This is a genomic window from Gordonia effusa NBRC 100432 (genome assembly GCF_000241305.1).
Taxonomy (GTDB): domain Bacteria; phylum Actinomycetota; class Actinomycetes; order Mycobacteriales; family Mycobacteriaceae; genus Gordonia; species Gordonia effusa.
In genome coordinates this window covers 1-24,668 of record NZ_BAEH01000075.1, presented here as the reverse complement: position 1 = coordinate 24,668, position 24,668 = coordinate 1, and the positions used below count along the sequence as shown (strand labels likewise).

Below are 24,668 nucleotides of genomic sequence, written 5' to 3'. Positions count from 1 at the left end.
AAGAAACACATTGCGTAACAATAGAAACTATCTTCACTAGAACACCAGTTCCAGGGCTTCTTGTCATACCCCCTCGCTAAAATTAGGACATGAAAGCCAGCGAGATCGATACCTTCATTTCGTCGCTGATCGACGATCTGGAAGACACCGCGCATAGTGACGGCGCCGAGTTGGGGCGCCTGCTGACCTATCCCGAGCCCGTAGTCGACGATGCTGAACTCCTCGCCACGCTCGTCACAGCTAGCCGCCTCCGGAACGTCGCCGATGCTCTACTCACGCGAGTCGCGGGCGCCGCCGAGAGTGCGGGCGTCGCTGTTCGCAAACGTGACACCGCGGCCAATATGCTTGTTTCCCTGGGGATTCCACCTTTCGTGGCGTCAAGACTAATGAAAGTCGCGCGGACACTGCGGCTATTGCCGGGGTTGGCATCGACTACTCGCGATGCTCGTCTGTCCGGAGAGCACGCGGCCGCGGTAGTTACCGGTTTGGCGCACATAACCAACCGAGTGAAAGACCTCGACTCCGATGAGCGCGCGGCGCTGGTGTCGAATCTGATCGCGCAGGCCGTCAGCGGCACACCGAATGACGTCACCACATGGGCGCGGAAGACCGCGCTGGAATTGGTGCCGGAGAGTGTGCCGGCCTCGATCGCCGAGGATCGAGAGCTGAATGAACTCTCGCTGTCGACCGGCGACGACGGGCGTACGCACGCCGAACTAGATCTGGATGTGCTGGCGGGGGAGAAGTTTCGCGTCGCGTTGGACCCATTGACGACGCCTGTTCCACAGCCCGACGGTAGCGCGGACCCGCGTTCAGCCCGGCAACGTCGAGCTGACGCCTTCGAGCAGATTCTCGACACCTATCTGCGTGGGGAGGATCGTCCGTACAGCGGGGGTCAGTTACCGCATGTGGCGGTGACCATTCCGAAAGGTGGCTGCGCGCAACACTATTCGACCGATGCGGATGGTGAAGCCGACATAGCAATTTCGGGGCGCGAGGGAACCAGCTCAGTCGCCACTGGCGAAAAATCTCAGGCGCCCGCGTCCACTTCCGCACAGGTGCCCAGTCTCGACTTCGGTCAGCCAATCTCACCGCAGACCGCCGAGATAGTCGCATGCGATTGCGAGTTCACCGCGATGATCCTCGACGCGGAGGGAGTGCCGCTGGATATCAAGAAGACACAGCGCCTATTTCCGCCAGAGTTGCGGCGCGCCTTGATTATTCGTGACAAGGGCTGCAGTTTCCCCGGCTGTGGCAAACCGCCGTCCTGGTGCCAGGCGCATCACCTGCGTTACTGGAGTCAGGGCGGTGAAACCACCATCGGCAACGGCGCACTCCTTTGTCAGCGCCACCACACGATCATCCACCACACCGAATGGGAGATGCGGATGGGATCAGACGGGCACCCGTGGTTCTCGTCTCCGCCCATCAGTCCCGGCGCCCAGCGGTCGTGGATGCGCTCCCAGGCCCGCCGCACTCTGACCATCGATTCCACCGCGGCCGCCTGATTTGTTGACCGAACCGGCAGCTATAGACCACATCTGCCGTACTGGAGTACCTGTTCGTTGAAAACCTCATAGAGAACCCGCCGGCTCAGGATCGGTCGGGGTCACGATCGGGCCCCGACCGACTCTGGATTGCCATCACCCTCGTGCGCGGACGTGCCCCGAGCCCTGGGCCTGTCCGGGCGCCACGCCGACCCGCAGGTCACCGGCTGCACACGAGGACTCTTCACTACACTGGCTAACCGTGAGTGTTGCAACTTCGCCGCAAACAGCCGGAGGCGTCCAGCCCGACGCTGTCCCGACGCCGTATGAGGATCTGCTGCGGCTCGTGCTCGATACCGGCACCCCGAAGGCCGACCGCACCGGCACCGGCACACGCAGCATCTTCGGGCATCAGCTCCGCTACGACCTGTCGCAGGGATTTCCGCTGATCACCACGAAAAAAGTGCACCTCAAGTCGATCATCTACGAACTGCTGTGGTTCCTTCGCGGCGATTCCAACGTTCGATGGCTGCAGGACCGCGGGGTGTCGATCTGGGACGAGTGGGCTAGCCCGGAAGGCGACCTCGGCCCGGTGTACGGCGTCCAGTGGCGAAGTTGGCCGACACCTTCCGGCGAGCATATCGACCAAATCGCTGGCGCCCTGGAGATGCTCAAGTCCAACCCGGACTCTCGCCGCAATATCGTCTCGGCATGGAACGTGGGCGAAATCCCGCAAATGGCGCTCCCGCCATGCCACGCGTTCTTTCAGTTCTACGTCGCCGACGGCAAACTGTCGTGCCAGCTGTATCAACGATCGGCCGATCTATTTCTCGGCGTCCCATTCAACATCGCGTCCTACGCGCTGCTGACACATATGATGGCCCAACAGGCCAACCTCGAAGTCGGTGACTTCGTGTGGACGGGCGGCGACTGCCATATCTACGACAACCACGTCGAGCAGGTGCGGACCCAGTTGTCGCGGGAACCGTTCGAGTATCCGAAACTTCAACTGCGCAAACGGGATTCGATCTCCGACTACGAGTTCGACGATATCGAGATCGTCGGGTACCAGTCGCACCCGGGGATCAAAGCGCCGGTGGCCGTGTGAGCGACGTACCGTCGCTGATCCGGCTCGTCTGGGCGCAAGATCGCAACGGCGCGATCGGCAAAGACAACACCATCCCGTGGCGCGTGCCCGAAGACATGGTGCGATTCAAAGAACTGACCCTCGGCCACCCAGTGATTATGGGCCGCAAGACGTGGGATTCCCTGCCGCCCAAGTTTCGCCCACTTCCGGGTCGACGCAACATTGTGGTGACCCGCGACGAGTCGTGGTCGTCGGCCGGCGCAACCGTCGCTGGCAATGTCGAGGAGGCGTTGGCGCTCGCCGAAGACGACGTTGTGTCGGTCATGGGTGGTGGTGAAATATACCGCGTGGCAATGCGATACGCGACAGAGTTGCGGATTACCGAAATTGACCTCGAGGTTGACGGCGCCGATGCATACGCTCCGAGTATCGGCGATGATTGGATTACCGACGCTGGTGAGCCGCTAGTGTCGTCGTCGGGGGTCGGTTACCGTTTCGTCGACTTTCGGCGACGCGCCTGATGGTGGCCCGTAGCCGAGAGCTGTCGGCCGCTCAGGCCCGCAGAATAGCGCTGGCAGCACAGGGATTCACTGATTCTTGGCTATCGACGACGCCTGGTCGCACCGACCTCAAGCGCGTCCTTCGGCGCACCAAGCTCATCCAGATGGATTCGGTGAACATTCTCGCCCGCGCCCATTACATGCCGATGTTCAGCCGAGCCGGCGCCTACGACACCGGAGTTCTCCAACGCGCCGCGTGGAACCAGAGTCCTCGTCCACCGAGACTTCTCGTCGAATACTGGGCACACGAGGCGGCGCTCATCCCGATTGACGACTGGCCCCTGTTCGGTTGGCGAATGAACCACTTTCGTGAGGGCAGATACCGCTATACGCGAGAGGTTCTGCGGCGCAACAAGTCTCAGGTCGACGACGTTCTCGCCGTCATCACCGACAGTGGTGCCAGCACACCCCGGCAGATCGAAGAGGCGCTCGGCATCGAGCGGCAGGGAGCGTTGAAGGGCTCATGGTGGGACCGCGGCGAGGTCAAACACCTCTGCGAGGCGATGTTCGCTGGCGGCACGCTGTCGGCGGTCCGCAATGACCACTTCGTTCGCCACTACGACCTCGCCCCACGCGTTCTGGGGCCAACCGCTGACGTCGTAGTCAGCGAGCGAGAAGCGCACCGTCAGTTGGTATCTCGCGCGGCGAACGCTCACGGACTGGCAACGGTGGCAGACCTCGCCGACTACTACCGACTGAAAACCGCCGACGTGCGTGCGGTACTCGGTGATCTGATCGACGCGGGCGAGGTCACCGAGGTCAGAGTGGAAGGTTGGTCAGATCCGGCTTATCTACATCGATCCGCGAAAGTTCCTCGCGCCGTAGATCACTCGGCGCTCCTGTCGCCGTTCGATCCGCTAGTCTTCTATCGGCCACGTACCGAGCGGCTCTTCGACTTTCACTATCGCATTGAAATCTATGTGCCTGAGCACAAACGGGTGCACGGGTACTACGTTCTCCCATATTTACTGGGCGATTCGATTGTGGCTCGCGTCGATTTGAAAGCGGACCGCAAGGCCGGTGTCCTGCAAGTGCTTTCGTCACATATCGAGCCCGGCCACGACAGGACGACGGTGGCGACTAGCCTTGCCCGAGACCTCTCGACCATGGCTCATTGGCGTGGGCTCGATACCGTAGAGGTGCGCTCACGGGGTGAGTTGGCTCCGGCCTTGCGTGCGGCGATCCGACAGAGCTGACGGACCATCAGCGTCTAATCTCGCGAAAGCCCAATCAGCCCAACCGATTTCCATCTCGGCTTTGCGTAAACCGAACTCGAGAGCGATACGTCCATTTACCGAGATCGAATCAACGTCACCGTCGATCCGTTCCAGGATCTGGTTCAGATGCGCCTTCTGGGCGACCGCGTGCTCACGATGTGCGCGAAATATCTCGCGCGCCTCGGCTGGGGATATGACGTCGAGGAAGAAGACCCGTAACAACAAATCGCTGCGCCTCGGCTTCCTCGTCGGCGGTTCACGCAGCCAGATGCGCAGAGCCTCGCGACCATCGCGGGTGATCTCGTAGACCTTGCGCCCGCGCGCGCCTTCGGCTGAGACGGTGATGAGTCCAGTGCCGGCCATCTTGTTGAGCTCGGTATATACCTGGCTCTGGGTAGCGGGCCAGACATTGGCCATTGACGAGTTGAAGATCTTCATCAGGTCGTACCCGCTGGCCGGTTGATTGTCGAGAAGGCCCAGCAACGCATATCGCAAGCTCATCGCTCGATCATATTCCACTATTGACATGTCTGGCTATAGGTTTCTATCTTTGACATGTCAGAATTGGAATGTCTTGGAATACCAAGCCCAGGAACAGGAACCGTCGATGACCTATCTACGCGGCTTTATCCCTTGGATCGCCTACGGCATCGTCGCGGCGTCCGTCGATTGGCGGTGGGGAGCGTTCACGGCGCTCGCTGTGAGCGTGTTTCTGACTATTCTCGACCGTAGGTCTGGCGCGAAGGTCGACGCACAGATCTTAGAAGTCAGCGCCGCTGTCTTCTTCGCGGTGCTGACCGTCGTAGCATTCCTCGCGGAGGACAGTTCAATTCACGAATACGACAGTTCGTTGTCGTTCGGCTGGCTAGCACTGACCGCGTGGGTATCGCTGGTGATCGGTAAGCCGTTCACCGAGGGCATCGCGCGGCGCGAAGTGCCCGAGAAGTATTGGCACACCGAGCGATTCAAGCGAATCAATATCGTGATCACCGCCGCTTGGGCGATAGCGTTCACCGTCACGTGCGCAGCTGTGACGCTCATCTTCTTTCTTGACGGCGGCCAGACCGTCGAGATCGTCGTACAGGCGGCCGGTTTCGTGTTACCTGTCGTCTTCACACGCTGGTACCGCTCGAAGGTTGCCGCGACCGCGAACCAGGCCCTTTGAGTGGCGCGCTAGCGCACCGCAGCCCGATCGCGCCAACACCCTGGATCGATGATGTTCGGTGCGGGATGAGACAGTAGAGCCGACAAAAATGCCCGGCTCGCTGGAATAACACGTAAAGGAACACCGAGAAGTATGGCGGTATCGGCCAACGGCAAGACGTATTCGCTGGTGATGTTCGACCTCGACGACACGCTCGCGGCGTCGAAGAGTCCGCTCAGCGACGACATGGCCGCGCTACTTCGCCGGCTATTGGCGACCACCCGAGGATGCATCATCTCCGGTGGCAACTACACGCAGTTCCAGACGCAGGTGCTCGCTCGGATCGGCGAGTTCGACGGCATTGGCAACCTCCACCTGATGCCGACGAACGGTACGCAGTACGTGCGCTGGTCAGGTAGCGAGTGGGAGACGGTCTACGCCGAAAATCTTTCCGACGACGAGAAGTCTCGAGCATTGAGCGTCGTCGAAGAGGGCGCGAAGAAGCTGGGTCTGTGGGAGTCGAGGACGTGGGGGCCGATCCTCGAAGACCGGGGCTCCCAGATCACCTTCAGCGCACTCGGCCAGCAGGCTCCCGTCGATGCTAAGGCCGCGTGGGACCCGGACGGCGCGAAGAAGGAATCCCTTCGCGCCTACGCTGCCGAGCGGCTACCCGATCTGGAGGTCCGCAGTGGCGGCTCGACGTCGGTCGATATCACTCGTAAAGGTATCGACAAGGCTTATGGCGCAACACGATTGATGGAAATCCTCAGTGTCGGCACCGACGAGATCCTATTCTTTGGTGACCGTCTCGACGAGGGTGGCAACGACCGGCCGGTGATTGAACTCGGCATCGACTCCGTGCACGTCCACGGATTCGACGACACGTTCGCGCGGCTCAGCGCCATCGTCGACAACTAGCTAGATCCGCGCAAATATGTCCCGAGGATGCGACGGGCGTCCATATGGCGTTTGTGCCATCCTCGGGACATATTTCGGCAACTGACTTCAGTAGACCCGCTGCGGCACCCGGACGGCGTCGCGCAGCGCGGTCACCTCTTTGGCAGACAGCCCGAGTCCAGTGCGGATGTAGTTGTCGAAGCTGCCGTAGACCTTATTCGCCGTGTTGAATGAGGCGCGCAGCCACGAGATGTTCACGCCGTTGAGCGGATCGTTGGGACTCGCGTGGCGGTAGGTATTGCTGGCCAGATAATCCCTCTCCACCGTCGCTCGGTCGACGCCGGCAATGGTCAGGACCATTGCCGCGGTCCAGCCAGTGCGATCCTTACCAGCACTGCAGTGGAAGATCACCGAATCGCCCGCGGCGACAGTGCGCGTGATGATCCGCAACGTCGAGGCGAATTGTGCGCGTGCCTGTCGATCGGTGATGAACGAACGGTAGGCGGAGTTCAGGTCGATGAGGTTGGTGATTGGGGTTCCGCCGAGGATGTCCTTCTCGTAGGACTTGGCGCCGGGGATCGCGTGATCGGGTTGTGCGGCGCGCTCGATGGAGGTTCGCAGGTCGATCACCGCGGTGACCTTGCGCGCGGATAGTTTTGCTTTGTCGGCGGAGCTGAGTTTGGACAGATTGTCACTGCGAATGATCGCCGAGCTGATCGATTTGTGGTCGGCGGTGGCGTATCCGTCGAAAGTGCGAGTGTTTTGTGTGCCGTCGAGTTTGATCAGACGCTCTGGCGCGACAAGGGATTTGGGTGCCGCAGCAGCTGGAGCGGCGACGAGCACGGGGGTGCCGATCAGTGTCGTCGCTGCGATGGTGGCTGCCATGATTTTTCCGAATGAGAGAGACTTCACCCAGTGATTGTTACAACGTCGGCTGACGGTGCGCCACTATTGGAATCCGAGCAGCGGGTTAACATTCTCTCCCGTCAGTCCTGAGATTTACCGAGATGATCATCGGTGAGAGGAAGTGTTAAGCGTGTCGAGGTCTGTGCCGTTGAAGGTCGAACTGGTGGCGGCGACGTCGTTTCACGCGCCCGACCTCGGCTGGGAGACAGACGTCGACGGTGGCGAGGCATTGGTCGAATTCGCCGGACGCGCCTGCTATCAGAGTTGGGACAAGCCCAATCCGCGCACCGCGACGAACGCCGGGTACCTACGCCACATCCTGGAGGTCGGTCACCTTTCGCTGCTCGAACACGCCAATGCGACGTTCTACATCACTGGCGTCTCGCGCTCATGTACCCACGAGTTGATCCGGCATCGACACTTCTCCTATTCGCAACTGTCGCAACGTTTTGTGCCCGAACATGATTCGAATGTCGTGCCGCCACCGGCGATTCGCGGCGACGCACATTTGGAGGAGTTATTCGCCAAGGCGACCGACGCCAGCCGCGACGCGTACGTCGAACTGCTCGAGGCGTTGGAAGCGAAGTTCGCCGACGTGCCGAACGCGATCCTGCGTCGAAAGCAAGCGCGTCAGGCGGCGCGGTCGGTCCTGCCCAATGCCACCGAGACAAAGATCGTCGTGACCGGCAATTACCGCGCTTGGCGGCATTTCGTCGGCATGCGCGCCACCGAGCACGCCGACGTCGAAATCCGGCAGCTGGCAATCGCTTGCCTGCGGGAATTGCTCGCCGTCGCGCCGACGGTCTTCGGCGACTTCGAGATCGGCGAATTGTCCGATGGCAGTGAGGTAGCAACGTCGCCGTTCGTGCTGGAGGGATGACTAGACCCGGGTGACGCCAGCCACGGTGAAACTCGGTGTGCCCCGGTACGAACCGGTCATCGGGCCAGGTAGCCTTGTCCACTATGACTGCAGGTGAGGCGCCGGTGAGTGCGCATCCGTTTGGGACTATTGGTGTGGCGATGGTGACGCCCTTTACCGCGGACGGCTCGCTTGACCTCGATAAGGCCGCAGAACTCGCCGACCACCTCGTAACCAAGGGCTGTGATGGCCTCGTCATCTCGGGAACGACCGGCGAATCGCCGACGACCCAGCCGGAAGAGAAGCTCGAAGTTTTGCGGGTCGTGCTCGACGCCGTCGGTGACCGCGCCAAGATCACCGCTGGTGTGGGAACCTACGACACGTTGGAAAGCGTGGAGTTTGCCCGCAACGCCGAACAAGCCGGTGCGCACGGCCTACTCGTGGTTACGCCGTACTACAGCAAACCCCCACAGTCGGGATTGTTGGCGCATTTCCGTATGGTCGCCGACGCCACCGATCTTCCCGTTCTGATCTATGACATTCCGGGCCGCTCAGTCGTCCCCATCGCCACCGACACCATCCGCGCGCTCGCGGATCATCCGAATATCAAAGGCGTCAAAGACGCCAAGGGAGATCTGCATGCTGCGGCTCATTTGATCGCCACCACCGAACTGGAGTTCCTGTCCGGGGAGGATGCGCTCAATCTGCCCTGGCTCTCGATCGGCGCGACCGGCTACGTCAGCGTCATCGGCCATCTCGTTCCCGACCGTCTGCGTGAGATGCAGTTGGCCGTCGAGAAGGGGGATATCGCAACCGCCCGTGAGCTCAACGTGTCGATGGGTCCGCTGGTCAACGCGATGGCGCGACTCGGTGGCGTGTCGATGGTCAAGGCTGCGTTGCGCATCCTCGGACTCGATGTCGGCGATCCGCGATTGCCGCAGGTCGCACCGACCGGCGCGCAGATCGAAGGTCTGATCGCCGACCTACGCGCCGCGAAGTTGCTGTCGTGAGCACCCCGCAACGGCCACGTCGCCGTCGTAGCGCGACCCGTCAGGCCGGGCCTCCGGTTGACCAGCCAATAGAGCGCAAAGCCGAGACGCCGGAGCCCGAAGTTCCGCAGGCACCGCCCATTGTTGAAGAGGTGGTCACGTCCGTGTCGGCGGATCAGCAACCATCGAAAAACGTGGCAAAGAAGTACGAACGTCGTGGTGGCCGCAAGTCAGGATCGGCCAAACCGTCAGCGGCACAAAAGAATTCGACGCAGGCGCCGCGGGTCGCGGCCAATGAGGCAACCGATCGCCTCGGCGCTCCAGCCAAACTCAAACGTGGCGGTCTACGCATCGTCGCGTTGGGCGGCATCGGCGAGATCGGCCGCAATATGACGGTCTTCGAATACAACGGCAAACTGCTGATCGTGGACTGCGGTGTGTTGTTCCCCGAAGATCAGCAGCCCGGTGTCGACCTGATCCTGCCCGACTTCCGGTATATCGAGGACCGGATGGACGACGTCGAGGCGATCGTTCTCACGCACGGACACGAAGATCACATCGGCGCACTGCCATTCCTATTGCGCCAGCGCAGCGACATCCCGGTTATCGGTGCGAAGTTCACCCTCGCACTGGTCGCCGCGAAATGTCGTGAACATCGTTTGCGCCCCAACCTCGTCGAGGTCATCGAAGGTCAGCACACGAGCCACGGACCGTTCGACTGTGAGTTCTTCGCGGTCAATCATTCGATCCCGGACGCTCTGGCCGTGGCGATCCGTACCCCGGCGGGTGTGGTGCTCCATACCGGCGACATCAAGCTCGATCAACTGCCGCTCGACGGTCGCCTGACCGACCTGGCCGGCTTCAGCCGTCTCGGCGACGAAGGAGTCGACCTATTCCTCGTCGATTCCACCAACGCAGAGGTGCCCGGTTTCGTCACTCCCGAACGTGAGATCGGTGGCGTCCTCGACAGCGTCATCGGTAAGGCCAAACATCGTGTGATCGTCGCTTCGTTCGCGAGTCACGTACATCGCATTCAGCAGATCATCGATGTCGCGCATACCCACAACCGCCGGGTTACCTTTGTCGGCCGGTCGATGGTCCGCAATATGCAGATCGCGCAGGACCTCGGTTATCTTTCGGTGCCCGACGGCGTCGTCGTCGACCTCGACACCGCGGCGACCTTGCCCGATCATCGGTTGGTGCTGATATCGACCGGATCGCAGGGCGAACCGCTATCGGCGTTGTCGCGGATGGCACGCGGCGAACACCGGCAGATCAACATTCGCTCCGACGATCTGGTGGTTCTGGCGTCGTCGCTGATCCCGGGTAACGAGAATTCAGTGTTCGCGGTGGTCAACGGGCTGGTTAAGCGCGGTGCGACGGTTATTACCCAGCAGAGCGCCAAGGTGCATGTATCCGGGCACGCGTCGGCCGGCGAATTGTTGTACCTCTACAACGCGGTTCGCCCGAGCAATGTGATGCCGGTGCACGGCGAATGGCGTCATCTGCGCGCCAACGCGGCACTGGCCGAGGCGACCGGTGTCGCCGCGGATCGGATAGTGCTGGCTGAAGACGGCGTAGTGGTTGACCTGGTTGATGGCCGTGCCTCAATTGTCGGACGCGTCCCCGTCGGCCACGTCTACGTCGACGGTTTGTCGGTAGGCGACGTCGGGGAGACGACGCTGTCGGACCGGTTGGTTCTCGGTGAAGGTGGTTTCATCGCGATCACCGTCGCCGTCGACGCTGCCACTGGCCGCGCGGTCAGTGCACCGGAGGTTTCCGGCCGCGGCTTCTCCGACGATCCCGCCGCGCTCAAAGACGCGGCCGACCTCGTCGACCGTGCGTTGGAAAGCCTTGCGGCCGAAGGCATTACCGAGATCCATCGGATCGCGCAGACGATTCGCCGCACCGTTGGTCGATGGGTCGCCAAGGAGTACCAGCGCAAGCCGATGATCGTGCCGACCGTGCTCGCGGTCGGGGACAACTAAGGACCGCCCCGGTGACTTACGCTCGCTCCGAACGTCGCGCCTTGGCCGCGACGTTGCGCGACGTCGGGCCCGACGCGCCAACTATGTGCGATGGCTGGACCGCCCGCGACCTCGCAGCACACATCATCGTGCGTGAGTCACGTCTCGACGCGGCGCCGGGTATCGCGGTCCCCGCACTCGCCGGATATACCGAAAAGGTGCAGTCGAAGGTGGCGGCGGGGGAGTGGACGTCGATCATCGATCGAGTGGCCGATGGTCCGCCGTGGTTTTCACCATTTCGTCCGCTGGACCGCTGGCTGAATCTCTCGGAGATGTTCGTCCACCATGAAGACGTGCTGCGTGGCGGAGTCGACGCGACGTCGGACTGGACACCACGCGTGCTCGATGCGGGCCTGCAGAAGGCGCTTGTTGGCGCGGTTCGCAATGCCGTGCGGATTGCCATGCCGAAGCCGCCGGTACGAGTGATTCTGCGTACGCCCGACGGTGCAGCGGTAGCCAGCGTCGGCTCCGGTGAGCAGGTGACTGTCACTGGCACAGCCGGTGAGCTGCTGTTATTCACCTTCGGTCGGGAGCCGGTGCAGGTGAGTCTGCACGGCGACGACGCCGCGGTTGCCGCGTTGACGGCCGCGCCTCGCGGGGTTTAGCGCACGGCCCCGAGCTGAAACCTGCAGCCTCGATGCCTGCGAGGGGATATTTCCCTTGCCGACGCTGACGTCGCAGCTTTGCGCCTAACGATGCCCTTGATGTCACGAAAGCGACACGGCCGACCCGATGCCGGTGTTGCGGGTGTGACTGAAGTGAACCTGAGAGACTAGTCTGTCGGCATGGCTTCGAAAGCAACTGCTCGCGCTGGCGCGCGCTCATCTGCCGGAGGAACCCGTGGTTCGAGCGCCCGAGGTACCTCTGGCACCCGATCTGCCGGTGGCTCTCAACGCGGTGGCGCACGTAAGTCGACCGCGACGAACGCTGCTAAATCAAAGGCGCCGGCCAAGTCGACGTCGAAGGGTAGCTCAACAAAAACTGCCCCCCGCAAGTCCGCTGCGAAGACTCGTTCCGGTTCGGCCACCCGGTCGGCGTCGGCCGGTCGGGTCAGCACCGCGTCGGCTGACATTCACCACCGCCGCCCCTCGGTCGCGGCGTCGGCTGGGCGCGGTCTTGGCGCGGGTTGGACGCTGCTCGCGCGAGGCGTCGGCAGCCTCGCCCGCATGGGGGCGGGCTCGACCCGTGGTGGCGACGACCGCTATGACTACGACGAGATCCCCTTCGACGAGGACGAGAACGAATTCCTCGACCAACCCGCGCCGCGCGATTCCCACTCCGGCATGCGTCGCGTGCCAGCGGGTGCCGATGGACACTCACATCGTCGCGATGGAGCGGGTCTCGCGCTGATCGTCGTCGCGGCGGTGATCGGAGCGGGGGTGTGGTTTGCCGCTGCCGGCCCGGCAGGTGCGTTCATCGACACGTTGGTGCGCGCCATCGTGGGGGTCGTGGCAGTCGTGGTGCCGATCGCGTTGGTAGCTCTGGGAATCATGTTGATGCGCCGGCCGCCGAACCCGCGACGTCGCCCGCACTACATCGGCGCGGGTTTGCTTATCGGGCTGCCATTGCTAGGCCTTATTCACCTGATTGCCGGATCGCCGCGCGGACTCGACGCTCGGTCGGACGCTGGTGGCTACCTCGGCTTCGTAGTCGGGACGCCGTTGACCAATGCGGTCACCGAGTGGATCTCGGTGCCAATCTTCTTGCTGTGCATGGCATTTGGTGGCCTTTTGCTTTCTGGCCGGACCGTGCGTGAAGTTGTCGATGCGATCGCCGGCTATCTCGGACTCAGCCACGACGATCAGTATTACGACGACGATTACTACGACGACGGCGAATACGACGACTACGACGATGAGGCGCCAGACGTCGACGAAGCCGAGGATGACCACGAATTCGGCGCGGCCCCCGCTGCCGAGCGTTCGGCCGATCCCTATGACAACTATCCGCCCGACGAGCAGCCGGCTCGCCGACGGCGCAGTCGTAAGGCCGCTCCAACCTCAGCAGGCGCGGCCGACATTCTCGCGGATCTGACCACCGAACCCATCGGCGGAATTCGGCGGACTCCGGTGTCACCGGATATGGTGACCGAGCCGATCAGCGATGACACCGACGACCTCTTCGCCGATCCTGCGCCCACTTCACGATCGACTCCGAAGCGTAAGACCGCGGGTGAAGCCGCGCGTGAGCGTGCCGCACAGGAATCGGCTCGTTCGGCGCCGAAACCCGTTGTCGCACCGGTCATCGAGGACCGCGACGACGACGCGGACAACGAACCGCTTGCCCGGCCAATGGCGGATTCGGAAGGAACCTACCGTCTGCCTCCACCGTCACTGCTGATCGATGGCGACCCGCCCAAACTCGGCAGCAGCGCCAACGACGAGATGATCGAGCGCATCGGTACCGTACTCGAGCAGTTCAAGATCGATGCCGCGGTTACCGGCTACACCCGCGGGCCGACCGTCACTCGATACGAGGTTGAACTCGGTCCGGGCGTGAAGGTGGAGAAGATCACCGCACTCCAGCGCAATATCGCTTACGCGGCGGCGACCGATAACGTACGGCTGCTCGCGCCGATCCCGGGTAAGTCGGCGGTCGGCATCGAGGTGCCCAACGCCGACCGAGAGATGGTTCGCCTGGCCGACGTCTTGGCGTCGCCGAAGAATCGGAAGGACCGGCATCCGCTGGTAATCGGTCTCGGCAAGGATATCGAGGGCGACTTCGTGACCGCCAACCTCGCGAAGATGCCGCACCTGTTGGTCGCGGGTTCGACTGGTTCCGGTAAGTCGAGCTTCGTCAACTCGATGCTGGTGTCGTTGCTGCAGCGAGCGACGCCCGACGAAGTCCGGATGATTCTCATCGACCCCAAGATGGTGGAACTTACGCCGTACGAGGGCATCCCGCACCTGATCACGCCGATTATTACGCAACCCAAGAAGGCCGCCGCCGCGTTGGCGTGGCTGGTCGAAGAGATGGAGCAGCGGTACCAGGACATGAAGTCCTCCCGGGTGCGTCATATCGACGACTTCAACGCGAAGGTTGCCTCGGGTGAGATCAGCACGCCGCTCGGCTCCGAGCGCGTGTACAAGCCCTATCCGTATATCCTCGCCATCGTCGACGAGCTCGCCGACCTGATGATGACCGCACCGCGCGACGTCGAAGATGCGATTGTCCGCATCACGCAGAAGGCTCGCGCGGCGGGTATTCACCTGGTTCTGGCGACCCAGCGACCGTCGGTAGACGTAGTTACCGGCCTGATCAAGACCAACGTGCCCTCGCGTCTGGCGTTCGCAACATCGTCGCTGACCGACTCGCGCGTCATCCTGGATCAGCCCGGTGCGGAAAAACTCATCGGTATGGGTGACGGACTGTTCTTGCCGATGGGTGCCAACAAACCGATTCGTATGCAGGGCGCGTTCATCACGGACGAAGAGATTTCCGCCGTCGTCGACTACACCCGCGAACAGGCCGAACCCGAGTACACCGAAGGGGTTACCGCGGCCAAGGCCAGCGACAAGAAGGATATCGACGCCGACATCGGCAACGACCTCGACGACCTGTTGCAAGCCATCGAACTGGTGGTCTCGTCGCAGTTCGGGTCGACGTCGATGTTGCAGCGCAAACTCCGCGTCGGATTCGCCAAAGCCGGACGCCTCATGGATCTCATGGAGACTCGTGGCGTCGTCGGGCCGAGTGAAGGTTCCAAAGCCCGCGAGGTCTTGGTGAAACCGGAGGATCTCGCCGGCGTGATCACGTCGATCACCGGTGGCGGTGCCGAGGATGACTCGACCGAATAGTGCGTGAAATATACTGTGCCGCAGGCTAATTCGTCTGCGGCGCAGTCGCGTTGTGCGGATGTCCGAATTCTCAGGTAAGCTGGTCGACGATCCGAGAGGGGAGTATCCCCCAACGGCAACCCGTCAATACGGCCGGGCCGGGCACGTGCCATCACGCTGCTGAGAGCTCAAGACCCGGGAAGTCGACCCGCATAGCGGGTGGGAGAGACCTCTGGCATCGCATGAGATCCACCGCTGTCTATGCGGCGGTGCTGCGCGCTGGAGGTTTGCCTTGGAAGTATCAGCCATCGTCTGGATTGTCACCATTGCGGTGATTCTCGGCCTATTCGTTTTCGATTTCTTCGCCCACGTTCGCGTTCCCCACGCGCCGACCCTGAAAGAATCGGGTACCTGGTCGGCGGTATACATCGCCATCGCGGTGCTATTCGGCGGATTCGTCTGGTGGAAATGGGGTGGGACATTCGGCGGCGAGTATTTCGCCGGCTATGTCACCGAGAAGGCGCTATCGGTCGACAACCTTTTCGTATTCGTCATCATCTTCGCGAAATTCGCGGTACCTAAGGAATATCAGCAGAAAATTCTGCTCCTGGGCATCGTGATGGCGCTGGTGCTACGTGGTGCGTTCATCGCCGTCGGAGCCGCGGCGATCAGTACCTACAGCTGGGTGTTCTACCTGTTCGGCGGATTCCTGCTCTATACCGCGATCAAACTGATCCGCGAATCCGACGACCCGGTCGAGCATGAAGAGGAGCGCGAAAGTCGGCTGGAGCGGTTCGTGAAGCGAGTCCTCCGCACCTCCGACAATTACGACCGCGACCGCTTGTTTACCCGTATCAACGGCAAGCGAATGGCTACGCCGATGCTGATGGTGCTCATTGTCATCGCTTTCACCGACGTTCTGTTCGCGCTGGACTCAATCCCGGCGATCTATGGACTGACTGCTGAGCCGTATATCGTCTTCACGGCTAACGCCTTCGCGCTGATGGGTCTGCGCCAACTGTTCTTCCTGCTCGGTGGTCTTCTCGATCGCCTGGTGTACCTGAGCTATGGATTGTCGTTCATTCTCGGCTTCATCGGCGTCAAACTGGTGCTGCACGCCTTGCATGAGAACACGTTGGGCTTCATCAACGGCGGCGAGCATGTGGCGGTACCGGAAATCTCGACGCCGCTGTCACTGAGTGTGATCATCGGAACATTGGTTATCACCACGGTGGCGAGCCTCCTGAAATCCCGGAAGAAGTCGGAGCCGTCGCCGATCGAGTAGTTCTACGGGCCCGGTGCCTAGGGCTCCACGGGCCCGAAGACTGGCGTCCACTCGATTGCGCGAACGTCACTCACGCCGCCGACCTTCTGGAACGGATCGTCCGCGAGCAAGGTCCGCGCCGCGTCTTCACTGTCGGCGCGGACCAGGAAGAGGGCACCCGAGCCGTTGGTGAACGGCCCGGAGAGAATCACCGCGCCGGCTTCCAGCTGTTCGCTCAGCCATGCGCGGTGGGCCGGACGATGCTCATCGCGCAGGGCGAGTTTCTCGGGTAGATAGGTGTATTCGACGGCGATGACGGCCACGATGGTCTCCTAGGGTTGATGAAATCAGTTGAGTGCGACCAACATTCGGGTGTTTCCGAGGGTGTTGGGTTTGACGTAGGAAAGATCCAGGAACTCGGCGACACCGGTGTCGTAGGAGCGGCACATCTCTTCGTACACCTCGCGGGTGACCGGGGTGCCTTCGATCTCGACGAATCCGTGCCGGCCGAAGAACTCGGTCTCGAAAGTCAGTACGAAGACCCGCGACAACTCCAATTCCCTTGCGACCGTGAGTAATTGGCTGACCACCCGATGCCCGATGCCGCGCCGGCCGAGGGAAGCATCCACCGCGACGGTACGAACCTCGCCGAGGTCGGCCCACAGTACGTGCAGTGCGCCGCAGCCGACGACCTGTTCGGTTCCATCGTTGGAGATGGTGGCGACCCAAAATTCCTGTACCGCTTCGTATAGCGTCACGAGGTTCTTTTCCAGCAGAATGCGGCCGGCGTATTGATCGACGAGGGCCTTGATCCGCGGCACATCAGAGGTGCGCGCGCGTCGAACGACGATATCGTTCGACGTAGCGGCACTTTCCGGTGGCAGATCTGCTGGACTCATGCCCGAAATCCTAATGTTCTCGTCGAATAGATAGCGCGGCAACCCACGCGCCGCGATGCCGTGTCGGCCGAGTAGTTACGCTATCCACGTGAGATGCACGACTGTGTACGTTGGCCCGAGGGTGTCATTGACGTGTCGGCTAATCGGATGACCGAGCACAAGCGCGTCAGCGAGCGGTTACCGGTACCGGAGGCTAAACCCGATCACATCGCGGATCCGGTGGACGTGGTGCCGGTGGTCAACATCGCCAACGCGCTGACCGTATTCCGGATCGTGCTCGTGCCGGTTTTCGTTGTCACCCTGTTCCTCGACGGTGGACACGACACCGCGTGGCGGTTGATCACCACGGGGATTTTCGCGCTTGCGGCACTGACCGACCGCTATGACGGTCGCCTCGCACGCGAGCGGGGGCTGGTCACCGATTTCGGGAAGCTCGCAGACCCGATCGCTGACAAGGCGTTGATCGGCGCGGCGTTGATCGGCCTGTCCATCCTTGATGATTTGCCCTGGTGGGTCACCGTGGTGATCCTTGGTCGCGAGCTTGGGGTGACCGCGCTGCGGTTCTGGGTCCTGCGGCACGGCGTGATCCCGGCAAGCCGTGGTGGCAAGCTCAAGACTTTGCTGCAAGTGCTCGCGATCGGTCTGTTCCTCCTACCGCTGCCGCAGCCGTGGGAATGGGTGGCGTGGGGTTTCATGGTGGCGGCAGTCGCGGCGACCGTGATCACCGGCGTCGAATACGTCTGGCAAGCGGTGGCGCTACGCCGAAACTCGACGAACTGACTCCCGCGAAAATCGTCCGAATATCACGGTGCGAAGGGCATATTGCCCCAGGTTGGCAGATTATCGGACGATTTTCGCTGGCGGCGGGCGCCGACGGGGCAAGGCCGTGGTCGTTTTGTCGACGCGGCGTGTGGTTCGCGGCGACAGTGGGCACTTTCGACTAACCTCGGCAGACACGAACTCGCATGGTCGGCGATAGCGCCACGAGACGACACACTAAAGTTGAGCGCTAAGTCGGTATGACCGGTTCGGGAACCAGGGGGACCGCGTACGCGTTGGACTTCAAGGACGAGACAGGAGAGCACGATGGCACAGCTGTTGCGAGAGGCGCTTGGGGATACCTTGCGTCAGGCGCGGACTGACCAGGGGCGCACGCTGCGTGAGGTGTCGACCAACGCGCGAGTAAGTCTCGGATACCTCTCAGAGGTTGAGCGGGGACAAAAAGAAGCGTCGAGTGAATTGTTGGCATCGATCTGCGATGCGCTTGACGTTGAACTCGCTGATCTGTTGCTCGCTGCCGGTGAAGCGCTCCGACCAGCGCCTGCCGACGTCATGGCGACTACGAAGGTCGTTATCCCGGCACCGTCGTCGGGCGAGCGCTCGACGGCTCTGGCCGCGGCCTGAGGATGGCCGCAGCCGGGTGCGTCGACGGGCGTGATCGCGATAGCCTGGTCACACCCCTGGCTATTCGCCGCGCTAGTTTTGATGCAGGTATCCCGACGACAGTCCTTTCGATGGAGTTGACTTTCTGACATGGCAAACCCGTTTGTGAAGTTGTGGAACTATTTGATGGCGCTCGGCAACGCCAAGATCGACGAGAATGCCGACCCGCGAATCCAGATCCAACAGGCCATCGAAGACGCGCAGCGCCAGCACCAAGAGTTGTCGCAGCAAGCGGCGTCGGTGATCGGTAACCAGCGTCAGCTGGAGATGAAGCTCAACCGTCAGCTCGAAGAAGTTGAACGTTTGCAGGCCAACACGCGTCAGGCATTGACCCTCGCCGATCAGGCCACCGGGGCCGGTGACACTGCTAAGGCGCAGGAGTACACCAACGCCGCCGAAGCATTCGCCGCACAGTTGGTGTCGACCGAACAAAGCGTCGAAGACCTCAAGACACTGCATGATCAGTCGCTGCAGGCCGCCCAGCAGGCCAAGCAGGCGGTCGAACGCAACGCGATGATGTTGCAGCAGAAGCTCGCTGAGCGTTCCAAACTGCTCAGTCAGCTGGAGCAGGCCAAGATGCAGGAGAAGGTCTCGGCATCGCTGCAGCAGATGAGCGAGCTGGCCGTGCCGGGAAACACTCCGAACCTGGATCAGGTCCGGGACAAGATCGAACGTCGGTATGCCAACGCGCTGGGGTCGGCCGAACTCGCGCGCAACACCGTGCAGGGACGAATGGCCGAGGTACAGCAGGCGAGTGTGCAGATGGCAGGTCACGCTCGACTCGAACAGATCCGCGCCAGCATGAGTGGAGCGCCGTTGGCAGGTAGCGAGCAGGCCACCCCGCAGGTATCCGGAAACGCGAATCTCACCAAACCGGCTGAATCGCAGGAGAACCCGCAGGCTGACCCCCAGGCCCAAGGCTGACAATCGACTCGCCGCGCCGACCGCTGGTCGTCGGGCTGGTTGCCGGACCCGACGCCGGCCATGCGTTCCCTGCGTTCGCTCTCGCGGAAAAACTTGCCGCCGTTGGGCATTCGCCGGTCGTCTTCACCGGATTGCGTTGGTTCGACGCCGCGGCCAGACGCGGAATCCGGGTTGTCGAACTTCCCGGACTTGATGTCGACCTCTCTGACGACGACGCCGACGCCGGAGCGAAACTTTCCGTGCGGGCCGCGCGGATGGCGGTGGCGCTGGCACCGGTTCTCGTCGCCCATCGCGTTGATGTGGTGGTCACCGATGTCATCACCGTCGCAGGTGGCTGGGCCGCTCAGTTGGCCGGTATCGGCTGGGTCGAATGCTCGCCGCATCCGTTGTACGCGCAGTCCCGTGGCCTGCCGCCGATCGGTGCGGGCATGGCGCGCGGTGAGGGAACGCTCGGACATCTGCGCGATACGGTGTTGCGCGCGTCGAGCGCACGTGCGCTGCGGCTCGGCCGCCGTCAGCGCGGTGCGGCCCGCATGTCGATCGGACTGCCAGCCGATCCGGGGGAGATAGCGCGTTTGGTCGCGACGTTGCCCGGCCTCGAGGTGTATCGGCCGGACTGGCCTGCCGACGCGCACCTGATCGGTCCGCTCCTCTGGGAGCCGACCGACGCATCGTTGCCGCTGCCTTCCGGTGACGGCCCGTTGGTCATGGTCGCGCCGTCGACAGCGGTGATCGGCGCAGCCGATATGGCCTCGACAGCGCTTGCGGCATTGTCCCCCGAGCATTTGAATACTCCTGTGCGAGTGGTGATTTCAGGTATGACGACTCCGTCAGACGAAGAGATTCGTGCCTCAGGTGGTGTGAACGTGACCGCGGGCTTTGGGCGCCAGGACGAATTGGTCGCCGCAGCGGATCTGGTCATCTGCGGCGGCGGGCACGGGATGCTCGCGAAGGCGCTGGGCGCGGGTGTGCCGGTGGTGACGGTGCCGGGCGGCGGAGATCAGTGGGAGTTGGCCAATCGGGTTCAGCGGCTCGGTGCGGGCGTTCTGGTGCGGCCGCTGGATGCGCCCTCGCTTGCCGAGGCGGTTCGCGAGGTACTCGCCGGCGTTGGCTTCACTGCCGCGGCCGCTCGTGTCGCGGCATCGGCTAGCCAGGTCGTAGATCCGGTCCCGGTGATCGAACGAGCCGCGATGCGGGCGTGGTCGGCACCGCGCCGGGGAGACACGTAGGATGCTGGCGTGCGTCTGACCGAATTCACCGAACTGATCAACACCGAATTCGGCGAGGTAAGCGCGGGTTCCATGCTTATTGACCACGTGTTATCCGACTTGGGTGGCATGACGGCGGCGCAGGCGATCGAAGCCGGTGTTGATCCGCGTGAGGTGTGGGTCGCGCTCTGCCGCGACTTCGATGTGCCCCGTAACCGTTGGTGATCTGACTCCGGAAATCTCGGCGCGTCGCACTTGCAATCGAACATCCGTTCGCTACTGTTGGAACTCGACGGAACCAAATCCACCCCCGAGAACGTCCAAGATATCGGCGGCGCGACAGTGGCGAAACCGAAGTTGTCAGAGGGTCTCGCTAGCGTGGCACACCAGAAACCCACTCAGTCCTCACCAAGGAGAGATCGACATGGCACCAGCGTCACAAGACCGGGAAAAGGCACTCGATCTGGCTCTCGCCCAGATCGACAAGAATTTCGGCAAAGGCTCGGTGATGCGCCTCGGCGAGGAGACTCGCCAGCCCATCGAGGTCATTCCGACCGGTGCCATCGCACTGGATATCGCGCTGGGCATCGGTGGTTTGCCCCGCGGCCGCGTCGTCGAAATCTACGGCCCGGAATCGTCGGGTAAGACGACCGTCGCGCTGCATGCGGTCGCGAACGCGCAGGCACAGGGTGGTATCGCGGCGTTCATCGACGCCGAGCACGCACTGGACCCCGAGTACGCGACCAAGCTCGGTGTTGATGTCGATGCCCTGCTCGTATCCCAGCCCGATACCGGTGAGCAAGCGCTGGAGATCGCAGATATGCTGATCCGTTCCGGTGCGCTCGATATCCTCGTCATCGACTCGGTGGCGGCCCTTGTGCCCAAGGCCGAAATCGAAGGTGAAATGGGTGACAGTCACGTCGGCCTGCAGGCCCGGCTGATGAGTCAGGCGCTGCGCAAGATGACCGGTGCGTTGAGTAACTCCAACACCACCGCGGTCTTCATCAATCAGTTGCGTGAGAAGATCGGCGTCATGTTCGGTTCACCGGAGACCACCACCGGTGGTAAGGCGTTGAAGTTCTATTCGTCTGTGCGCCTTGATGTTCGGCGTATCGAGACGCTCAAAGACGGTACTGACGCTGTCGGCAACCGTACTCGCGTGAAGGTCGTGAAGAACAAGGTTGCTCCGCCCTTCAAGCAGGCTGAGTTCGACATTCTCTACGGTCATGGCATCTCCAAGGAAGGTTCGCTCATCGATTTGGGTGTGTCCGAGGGATTCATCCGCAAGTCGGGCTCATGGTTCACCTACGAGGGGGACCAGCTAGGCCAGGGCAAAGAGAACGCCCGAAAGTTCTTGCTGGAGAACACCGATATCCGCGATGAGATCGAGAAGAAGATCAAAGAGAAGCTGGGAATCGGCGCGACGCTGGATGCCGACGAGGTCGCCCCGGCTCCCGTTGAGTTCTAGATCGAATTCATCCGAGCAGCAGCGATGACTGAGTCAGCGACGCCGCGTACCCGTGCATCGGCAGACGGAGTCCCCCCATCGGGAAAGATTCCGGGGGAGTCCAAGGCCAGCGCGTGGGACGCGGCGTTGCGCCTTTTGGGGGTGCGTGCCCGCAGTCGGGATGAGATGCGGAAGCGGTTGGAGCGCAGAGGGTTTGAGGCCGCCGAGGTCGAGTCGGTAATGACTCGACTCGACTCGGCCGGTCTCCTCGATGACGCGGAGTTCGCCAGCGAGTGGGTGCGCTCACGCCATGCGAACTCCGGTAAAGGGCGTATCGCGCTGCGTCACGAGCTCGTGGCGAAGGGAATCGATAAAGCTGTCGTTGAAGACGCACTAGCCGATGTCGACCCAGACGCCGAGCGTGAGATCGCGGCGGCGCTGGTTTCCAAAAAGCTGACACCGTCGCTGATTGAACAAGCTCAAGTCGATCGGGCAGGTCGAGAGAAGGCGTTCCGGCGGCTCGTCGGAATGTTGGTGCGCCGTGGCTATTCTCAGTCGATGTCGATCGACGTGGTGAATGACGCCTTGCGTACCGGCTGAAGCAGCCAGCGCATTACGTAGACCGTTTTTAGAAAGCGATATGGCGCCGAGAAATTCGGCGCCATATCGCTTTGAGTTGAGTTCCGCTACTTATTCAGTCCCGGCAGTGCTTCGGTTGCGCCCAATTCGAGTTCTTCGGTGGTTGCTTGGCCACGACCCCGCCGACCACTACGAACTCTTCCCTCGATATACGTTGCCAACGACGACAACCCGAAGTTGATCACAATCATGACGATCGCCACCACGATCAGCACCGGGAGATAGTTGCCGTAATACGACGCCGACTGCAGACTCGACCGGACCACCTCGATGTAGCCGATGATGTAACCAAGGGCAGAGTCCTTCAGTGCGATCACCATCTGCGAGATGAGTGCCGGCAACATCGCGGTGATTGCCTGCGGCAGCAAGATAATCCGCATGGTCTGAGACTTCCGAAGACCAAGTGACACAGCGGCTTCCGACTGACCGCGCGGGAGCGACTGGATACCCGAGCGCAGGATCTCGGCGATAACCGAACCGTTGTAGAGCGTCAGACCCGTGACCACCGCGGCGAAAGCCAGTTGTGACGACGGGAAGATCGCGTAATCGGCGAACAGGTAGTAGGCGAAGATCATCAGGATCAGCACCGGGATGGCGCGGAAGACCTCGGTGAATGTGCCAGAGAGCATGCGCACCCATCGATGGTCCGATAGCCGACCGATGCCGAGAACTGACCCGAGGATCATCGCCAGGATGATCGATACGATTGCGGCCTTTAGGGTTCCCCACAGACCGGGCAGAATATAAGTGGTCCAGGTTGTCCCTTTGACGAAGGGGCTCCACTTCTCGGAGTCGAGCTGTCCGTTATCGGCGAGGACAATGATCACGTACGCCGCGATCGCCACCACCACCGCGATGAACACGACGGCGATGATGTTGTTGCGTACCCGAGCCTTGGGGCCGGGGGCGTCGTAGAGGACTGTTGCTTGCGCGCTCATCGTTTCACCGCGAATCGTTTAGCCAGGTACCCGAAGATAAGTCCCTCGGTCAAGGTGATGATCATGAAACCGATCGCGATGATGACGAAGACCGCGATCACCTGATCGGCGAAATTCTCGATCTCCTCCTTCATGAGCAGCGACGCCTCGGCGACACCGATCACGGAGGCGATCGTGGTGTTCTTGGTCAGCGCGATTAACACACTGCCCATCGGGCCAATCACGGTCCGGGCCGCTTGCGGCAACACGATGATCCCGAATACCTGGGTGAAGGACAGACCCAGTGAACGTGCGGCTTCTGCCTGTCCGAGCGGAACCGTGTTGAACCCGGACCGCAGCGTCTCACAGACGAAAGTCGCTGTGTAGAGAATGAAGGCGAGTACAGCGATCCAAAAGTTGTTATTCGAGACCTGATTGCTGAACTGCAAACCGAGATTCTGATACAGGCCGAATGAACAGAAGATCACGATCAGGGTGAGCGGCGTATTGCGCACGATATTGACGTAGGTCGTCGCGAAGCCACGCATCACCGGCACCGGTGACACCCGCATGCCGGCGAGCAAGGTGCCCCAGATTATGGCGCCGACTGCCGAGAAGAATGTGAGTTTAAGGGTCATCCAGAAAGCGGGCCACAGTTGTGGGCCCATTTCGGACCAGAGTTCACTCATTGTTGTCGCCCCCTCACTTCAATCCAGCCGGGCACGGCTTGCCCGGGGTCGGTTTCACGAAATCCAGATCGCCCGGGGTCGGGGTGAACTTATAGGTGGATCCATCTCCGACCCGGCTGATCATCTGGTCAACCGTGCCATTGCCGATATTGGTGCGTAACGCCTGCTGCCACGGCGAGTTCGGTCCTTCGGGCTTCATCATCGCGCGTAGTGCCTCGTTAACAGCGTTGACCGCGTCGGTCGTGCCTTTAGCCATGCCGATGCCATAGCGCTCGGTGGAGAAGGGAGT

At 61.8% G+C, this 24,668-nt stretch carries 26 protein-coding genes and 1 pseudogene; 19 read left to right on the top strand and 8 right to left on the bottom strand.

The features are described 5' to 3' along the window. The first annotated feature begins 89 nt into the window (after nt 1-89). The 4 genes from GOEFS_RS13310 to GOEFS_RS13295 all read left to right on the top strand — a co-directional run bounded on the left by GOEFS_RS13310 (nt 90) and on the right by GOEFS_RS13295 (nt 4,330). Nucleotides 90-1,508 carry an HNH endonuclease signature motif containing protein gene (locus GOEFS_RS13310; protein WP_007318441.1) on the top strand — a complete coding sequence of 473 codons (1,419 nt, stop codon included), beginning with the start codon at nt 90-92 and terminating at the stop codon, nt 1,506-1,508. Nucleotides 1,509-1,749: 241 nt separating this feature from the next. Continuing rightward, nucleotides 1,750-2,595, top strand: a complete 846-nt coding sequence (locus tag GOEFS_RS13305; protein ID WP_050949901.1) for a thymidylate synthase — start codon at nt 1,750-1,752, stop codon at nt 2,593-2,595. Continuing rightward, the gene (locus GOEFS_RS13300; RefSeq protein ID WP_007318439.1) at nt 2,592-3,095 is read left to right on the top strand and encodes a dihydrofolate reductase; all 504 of its coding nucleotides are present in this window, start codon (nt 2,592-2,594) and stop codon (nt 3,093-3,095) included. Before GOEFS_RS13305 ends, GOEFS_RS13300 begins: the two co-directional genes overlap by 4 nt. Beyond that, entirely contained in the window at nt 3,095-4,330 is a 1,236-nt protein-coding gene (locus GOEFS_RS13295) for a winged helix-turn-helix domain-containing protein (RefSeq protein ID WP_007318438.1), read from the top strand. Before GOEFS_RS13300 ends, GOEFS_RS13295 begins: the two co-directional genes overlap by 1 nt. Here GOEFS_RS13295 and GOEFS_RS13290 read toward each other — a convergent pair. Further along, nucleotides 4,280-4,852, bottom strand: coding sequence for a PadR family transcriptional regulator (locus GOEFS_RS13290; protein ID WP_007318437.1), 573 nt, complete (start codon nt 4,850-4,852; stop codon nt 4,280-4,282). The two genes, GOEFS_RS13295 and GOEFS_RS13290, sit on opposite strands and share 51 nt — an antisense overlap. Before the next feature lie 49 nt (nt 4,853-4,901). Between GOEFS_RS13290 and GOEFS_RS13285 the strand changes: the two genes are divergently transcribed. Both GOEFS_RS13285 and GOEFS_RS13280 read left to right on the top strand, forming a co-directional pair. Further along, on the top strand, nt 4,902-5,516 hold the full coding sequence (locus GOEFS_RS13285; RefSeq protein WP_245549846.1) for a DUF3159 domain-containing protein: 615 nt from the start codon (nt 4,902-4,904) through the stop codon (nt 5,514-5,516). A gap of 132 nt (nt 5,517-5,648) precedes the next feature. Further along, a complete protein-coding gene (locus GOEFS_RS13280) occupies nt 5,649-6,413 on the top strand; it encodes an HAD-IIB family hydrolase (protein ID WP_007318435.1) in 765 nt (254 codons plus the stop codon). An 87-nt stretch (nt 6,414-6,500) separates the two neighbouring features. Here the strand turns inward: GOEFS_RS13280 and GOEFS_RS13275 are convergent, their stop codons facing one another. Further along, the gene (locus GOEFS_RS13275) at nt 6,501-7,277 is read right to left on the bottom strand and encodes a tyrosine-protein phosphatase (RefSeq protein ID WP_007318434.1); all 777 of its coding nucleotides are present in this window, start codon (nt 7,275-7,277) and stop codon (nt 6,501-6,503) included. A gap of 151 nt (nt 7,278-7,428) precedes the next feature. On the opposite strand from GOEFS_RS13275, the gene thyX reads away from it, so the two are divergent. From thyX to GOEFS_RS13255, 4 genes are all read left to right on the top strand, one after another. Further along, a complete protein-coding gene (thyX, locus tag GOEFS_RS13270) occupies nt 7,429-8,178 on the top strand; it encodes an FAD-dependent thymidylate synthase (protein ID WP_007318433.1) in 750 nt (249 codons plus the stop codon). 83 nt (nt 8,179-8,261) lie between these two features. Further along, on the top strand, nt 8,262-9,167 hold the full coding sequence (dapA, locus tag GOEFS_RS13265; protein ID WP_040525113.1) for a 4-hydroxy-tetrahydrodipicolinate synthase: 906 nt from the start codon (nt 8,262-8,264) through the stop codon (nt 9,165-9,167). Further along, entirely contained in the window at nt 9,164-11,134 is a 1,971-nt protein-coding gene (locus GOEFS_RS13260) for a ribonuclease J (RefSeq protein ID WP_007318431.1), read from the top strand. The genes dapA and GOEFS_RS13260 overlap by 4 nt, the downstream gene beginning before the upstream one ends. Before the next feature lie 11 nt (nt 11,135-11,145). Further along, complete coding sequence (locus tag GOEFS_RS13255) at nt 11,146-11,778, top strand: TIGR03085 family metal-binding protein (RefSeq protein WP_007318430.1); 633 nt, start codon at nt 11,146-11,148, stop codon at nt 11,776-11,778. 284 nt (nt 11,779-12,062) lie between these two features. Here the strand turns inward: GOEFS_RS13255 and GOEFS_RS23825 are convergent, their stop codons facing one another. After that, nucleotides 12,063-12,245: a hypothetical protein gene (locus GOEFS_RS23825; RefSeq protein WP_245549845.1), complete on the bottom strand. Its 183-nt coding sequence runs from the start codon at nt 12,243-12,245 to the stop codon at nt 12,063-12,065. A 94-nt stretch (nt 12,246-12,339) separates the two neighbouring features. On the opposite strand from GOEFS_RS23825, the gene GOEFS_RS13250 reads away from it, so the two are divergent. Both GOEFS_RS13250 and GOEFS_RS13245 read left to right on the top strand, forming a co-directional pair. Further along, a complete protein-coding gene (locus tag GOEFS_RS13250; protein WP_245549844.1) occupies nt 12,340-14,970 on the top strand; it encodes a DNA translocase FtsK in 2,631 nt (876 codons plus the stop codon). A 271-nt stretch (nt 14,971-15,241) separates the two neighbouring features. Then, a complete protein-coding gene (locus GOEFS_RS13245) occupies nt 15,242-16,234 on the top strand; it encodes a TerC family protein (protein ID WP_007318428.1) in 993 nt (330 codons plus the stop codon). A 17-nt stretch (nt 16,235-16,251) separates the two neighbouring features. On the opposite strand, the gene GOEFS_RS13240 is transcribed toward GOEFS_RS13245, so the two are convergent. After that, the gene (locus tag GOEFS_RS13240; RefSeq protein WP_007318427.1) at nt 16,252-16,536 is read right to left on the bottom strand and encodes a YciI family protein; all 285 of its coding nucleotides are present in this window, start codon (nt 16,534-16,536) and stop codon (nt 16,252-16,254) included. Between the two features lie 24 nt (nt 16,537-16,560). Further along, a complete protein-coding gene (locus GOEFS_RS13235; RefSeq protein WP_007318426.1) occupies nt 16,561-17,112 on the bottom strand; it encodes an amino-acid N-acetyltransferase in 552 nt (183 codons plus the stop codon). Nucleotides 17,113-17,259: 147 nt separating this feature from the next. On the opposite strand from GOEFS_RS13235, the gene pgsA reads away from it, so the two are divergent. From pgsA to GOEFS_RS13200, 7 genes are all read left to right on the top strand, one after another. Next, nucleotides 17,260-17,892: a CDP-diacylglycerol--glycerol-3-phosphate 3-phosphatidyltransferase gene (pgsA, locus tag GOEFS_RS13230; RefSeq protein WP_040525112.1), complete on the top strand. Its 633-nt coding sequence runs from the start codon at nt 17,260-17,262 to the stop codon at nt 17,890-17,892. Between the two features lie 306 nt (nt 17,893-18,198). Then, on the top strand, nt 18,199-18,516 hold the full coding sequence (locus GOEFS_RS13225) for a helix-turn-helix domain-containing protein (RefSeq protein WP_007318424.1): 318 nt from the start codon (nt 18,199-18,201) through the stop codon (nt 18,514-18,516). Nucleotides 18,517-18,645: 129 nt separating this feature from the next. After that, the gene (locus GOEFS_RS13220) at nt 18,646-19,479 is read left to right on the top strand and encodes a PspA/IM30 family protein (RefSeq protein WP_007318423.1); all 834 of its coding nucleotides are present in this window, start codon (nt 18,646-18,648) and stop codon (nt 19,477-19,479) included. A 23-nt stretch (nt 19,480-19,502) separates the two neighbouring features. Next, entirely contained in the window at nt 19,503-20,708 is a 1,206-nt protein-coding gene (locus tag GOEFS_RS13215) for a glycosyltransferase (protein WP_040525110.1), read from the top strand. Between the two features lie 9 nt (nt 20,709-20,717). Beyond that, nucleotides 20,718-20,912, top strand: a complete 195-nt coding sequence (locus GOEFS_RS13210) for a DUF3046 domain-containing protein (protein WP_007318421.1) — start codon at nt 20,718-20,720, stop codon at nt 20,910-20,912. Between the two features lie 199 nt (nt 20,913-21,111). Next, nucleotides 21,112-22,155, top strand: coding sequence for a recombinase RecA (recA, locus tag GOEFS_RS13205; RefSeq protein ID WP_007318420.1), 1,044 nt, complete (start codon nt 21,112-21,114; stop codon nt 22,153-22,155). A 24-nt stretch (nt 22,156-22,179) separates the two neighbouring features. Then, nucleotides 22,180-22,734 (top strand): regulatory protein RecX, encoded by a 555-nt coding sequence (locus GOEFS_RS13200; protein ID WP_007318419.1) that lies wholly within the window; start codon nt 22,180-22,182, stop codon nt 22,732-22,734. Nucleotides 22,735-22,820: 86 nt separating this feature from the next. On the opposite strand, the gene GOEFS_RS13195 is transcribed toward GOEFS_RS13200, so the two are convergent. The 3 genes and pseudogenes from GOEFS_RS13195 to GOEFS_RS23460 form a co-directional block, all read right to left on the bottom strand. Continuing rightward, on the bottom strand, nt 22,821-23,711 hold the full coding sequence (locus tag GOEFS_RS13195; protein WP_007318418.1) for an amino acid ABC transporter permease: 891 nt from the start codon (nt 23,709-23,711) through the stop codon (nt 22,821-22,823). Then, nucleotides 23,708-24,379 (bottom strand): amino acid ABC transporter permease, encoded by a 672-nt coding sequence (locus GOEFS_RS13190; RefSeq protein ID WP_007318417.1) that lies wholly within the window; start codon nt 24,377-24,379, stop codon nt 23,708-23,710. The genes GOEFS_RS13195 and GOEFS_RS13190 overlap by 4 nt, the downstream gene beginning before the upstream one ends. A 13-nt stretch (nt 24,380-24,392) precedes the next feature. Then, a pseudogene (locus GOEFS_RS23460) lies at nt 24,393-24,668 on the bottom strand (ABC transporter substrate-binding protein); the annotation flags it as partial.

Bases quoted from the DNA above. Each gene is read 5' to 3' on its own strand.
- GOEFS_RS13275 (WP_007318434.1), bottom strand. From the start codon at position 7,277: ATGGCAGCCACCATCGCAGCGACGACACTGATCGGCACCCCCGTGCTC.
- GOEFS_RS13195 (WP_007318418.1), bottom strand. From the start codon at position 23,711: ATGAGCGCGCAAGCAACAGTCCTCTACGACGCCCCCGGCCCCAAGGCT.
- GOEFS_RS13250 (WP_245549844.1), top strand. From the start codon at position 12,340: ATGGGGGCGGGCTCGACCCGTGGTGGCGACGACCGCTATGACTACGAC.
- GOEFS_RS13295 (WP_007318438.1), top strand. From the start codon at position 3,095: ATGGTGGCCCGTAGCCGAGAGCTGTCGGCCGCTCAGGCCCGCAGAATA.
- GOEFS_RS13310 (WP_007318441.1), top strand. From the start codon at position 90: ATGAAAGCCAGCGAGATCGATACCTTCATTTCGTCGCTGATCGACGAT.
- GOEFS_RS13225 (WP_007318424.1), top strand. From the start codon at position 18,199: ATGGCACAGCTGTTGCGAGAGGCGCTTGGGGATACCTTGCGTCAGGCG.
- recA (WP_007318420.1), top strand. From the start codon at position 21,112: ATGGCACCAGCGTCACAAGACCGGGAAAAGGCACTCGATCTGGCTCTC.
- GOEFS_RS13280 (WP_007318435.1), top strand. From the start codon at position 5,649: ATGGCGGTATCGGCCAACGGCAAGACGTATTCGCTGGTGATGTTCGAC.
- GOEFS_RS13190 (WP_007318417.1), bottom strand. From the start codon at position 24,379: ATGAGTGAACTCTGGTCCGAAATGGGCCCACAACTGTGGCCCGCTTTC.
- GOEFS_RS13235 (WP_007318426.1), bottom strand. From the start codon at position 17,112: ATGAGTCCAGCAGATCTGCCACCGGAAAGTGCCGCTACGTCGAACGAT.
- dapA (WP_040525113.1), top strand. From the start codon at position 8,262: ATGACTGCAGGTGAGGCGCCGGTGAGTGCGCATCCGTTTGGGACTATT.
- GOEFS_RS13290 (WP_007318437.1), bottom strand. From the start codon at position 4,852: ATGAGCTTGCGATATGCGTTGCTGGGCCTTCTCGACAATCAACCGGCC.
- GOEFS_RS13200 (WP_007318419.1), top strand. From the start codon at position 22,180: ATGACTGAGTCAGCGACGCCGCGTACCCGTGCATCGGCAGACGGAGTC.
- pgsA (WP_040525112.1), top strand. From the start codon at position 17,260: ATGACCGAGCACAAGCGCGTCAGCGAGCGGTTACCGGTACCGGAGGCT.
- GOEFS_RS13220 (WP_007318423.1), top strand. From the start codon at position 18,646: ATGGCAAACCCGTTTGTGAAGTTGTGGAACTATTTGATGGCGCTCGGC.
- GOEFS_RS23825 (WP_245549845.1), bottom strand. From the start codon at position 12,245: ATGTCAGCCGACGCGGTGCTGACCCGACCGGCCGACGCCGACCGGGTG.